The organism is Mariniflexile ostreae, from assembly GCF_042427585.1.
GTDB classification, from domain to species: Bacteria; Bacteroidota; Bacteroidia; order Flavobacteriales; family Flavobacteriaceae; genus Pseudalgibacter; species Pseudalgibacter ostreae.
In genome coordinates this window covers 1-2,236 of sequence record NZ_JBHMFC010000041.1, presented here as the reverse complement: position 1 = coordinate 2,236, position 2,236 = coordinate 1, and the positions used below count along the sequence as shown (strand labels likewise).

2 protein-coding genes are annotated in these 2,236 nt (G+C 34.8%); both read right to left on the bottom strand.

The window, feature by feature from the left end; translation table 11 throughout:
• Window positions 1-189 precede the first annotated feature (189 nt).
• Window positions 190-849 carry an RHS repeat-associated core domain-containing protein gene (locus tag ACFFU9_RS09850; protein ID WP_379861263.1) on the bottom strand — a complete coding sequence of 220 codons (660 nt, stop codon included), beginning with the start codon at window positions 847-849 and terminating at the stop codon, window positions 190-192.
• A gap of 171 nt (window positions 850-1,020) precedes the next feature.
• Window positions 1,021-1,986, bottom strand: coding sequence for an RHS repeat domain-containing protein (locus ACFFU9_RS09845; RefSeq protein ID WP_379861262.1), 966 nt, complete (start codon window positions 1,984-1,986; stop codon window positions 1,021-1,023).
• Window positions 1,987-2,236 lie beyond the last annotated feature (250 nt).

Here is a 2,236-nt window from a genome sequence, read left to right as displayed (position 1 = left end):
ATTTCTAACTTCTGTTCTAATGTCCATTTCCTGTATTTCATATCTCAAATATATGGGTTTTCAAATTTAAAATATCACTCCGAACTATTAAGGGGCTAAACTAGTATATAACTAAAAACCCAAAAATGCCCGCTTCAATTGACTTATACCAATTTAGTTATTAAATGCCTTTAATGCGACATTTAATAACTAAATTGGTATAACACCTCCAACAGTCGAAGTACTTGTAGTTCCATCTCCATTGTCAATTTCTTTTGTTTCAAACCTTTTAAGTGTTGTGTCCCATTTTGAAAACGAATTCCCAATTGAATTCCCATCAACCATATCGTTTTGAGCACTTTGTTCACTTGCGCCTACAGAGCCACCTTCTTTAAACTGTAAATCAAAATTAATTTTATAACCACTATACTCACCTTCATTTACGCTAGCACCAAGACCGTTTAAATACTTATTATAATCCTTTTGCATTGAAGCAATCTCTTTTGAGGAATAACCGCTTGAACCTTTAGACCTATTTTTACTATATCTGCTTTCGGTTTGAACATAATAATTTGCTCGAATTGTAATAGTCTTATTCTTTACATCTATAACTCTGATACCATCTCTACCATCAGGATCAATAAAATTAATAGGATTATTGAATGTATATACATACGGACTAACGCCCGGGTACTTCTCCGCCAAAGGACCCACACTCAACCACAAACTAGTCTTCATATCCAAATACCTAGCCCCATAATAGCTAAGGTTCGTCTCTCTATCGAGTTCCTTCCCATTAAACAAATATGGACTTGAAAAACTCGAGCTATGCTCCTCGAACAAAATCTCTCCAAAAGCAATATATTCCACGTGTTGACTTATGCTTCCATTTTGGATTGTAATTTAATTTGGCTTAAGTATTTCTAATTTATAAAGTAAAGCTAAAATTACAATAATAACTGTCACAATAAACGTGACATTCCTCCAAAGACCCATAAAACCGAAATTATTTTTTCCATTATTTTTCTCCATAACTATTGATTATTCATTTATTTTATTCGTTATTTCTGTTTTCTTGTTCTCAAACATTTGTTGCATATGACCTTGAACTTTGTTTTCAATATAAGTCTCCCTGCTCATACCAGAAGTTTCTTTTAAAGAGTCATATTGATTGCCATATGTACCTTGCAATTCGCCAACAAAATCCTCGGTAAATCTAAACATTGTGGTATAATCGGTCTCCTTGGTATTGCTTAATGTACCTATGGCGTTTCCACCATCACTTGTAACTCCAGCAAAATGTTCCATAACAGCTAATTCAACCCAAGACTCTTTTAATTCTGGAGAAGATGCTATTTGAGACATAAGTTTTGTTGAAATTTCGGATATATCTAAAGCTATTTTCGCTCCTCCCTTAAGAGCTCCTGATGCAGCAATTAACTTTCTAGTGCCTTTAAAGTAAGCTCCTAAAAATAGTGAAGCCACATCGCCTTTATCCAAACTCATAGAAGGATCTTCCACTTTTTGTGCCATAGCAGAACCGTTAAGCCAATTGCCTATTATGGGGATATAAGATGCCCAACCAGTTTGTTTTTTATGAACCGCCTTAACACTAGACATTTTAAAGGCATATTGAGAAGCTCCAGCTACTCTAACGGTATTCGCCCCGTAATGTAGTGTGTTGTTCTTCTTACTTTTACTAAACCACCACCTTCCGTCAACTTCTTGATTTCCAATTGGATTATTGGAAGCAAAAGAATAAGGGCTATATCGTGCGTAACTCTCCGCCAAAGGATCCACACTCAACCACAAACTAGTCTTCATATCCAAGTACCTAGCCCCATAATAACTCAAATTCGTCTCCCGGTCTAACTCCTTCCCATTAAACAAATATGGACTTGAAAAACTCGAGCTATGCTCCTCGAACAAAACCTCTCCAAAGGCTATGTATTCCACGTGTTGACTTATGCTTCCATTTTGGGTTGTAATATAAGACGTACTTCCCAAATGAAGTTTATAGGGTCCCTTTGGTAAGTATAAACGAATGAGATAAACTAGGTATCATGTTCTACAAAAAAACAAGTAACTAAACTTGGTTTTTTCTTGTTTAGTTGTCCAACTTTTTAGGGTCACTTCATTTTTTTTGGCTTTTCTTGGCAGTATCTCATAAAGTGTGTAAGTTTTAAAATCTCAGGTTAATATTTAGCCTGAGATTTTTTATTTATTAATTTTAAATTTTACACACTTATGAAACCAG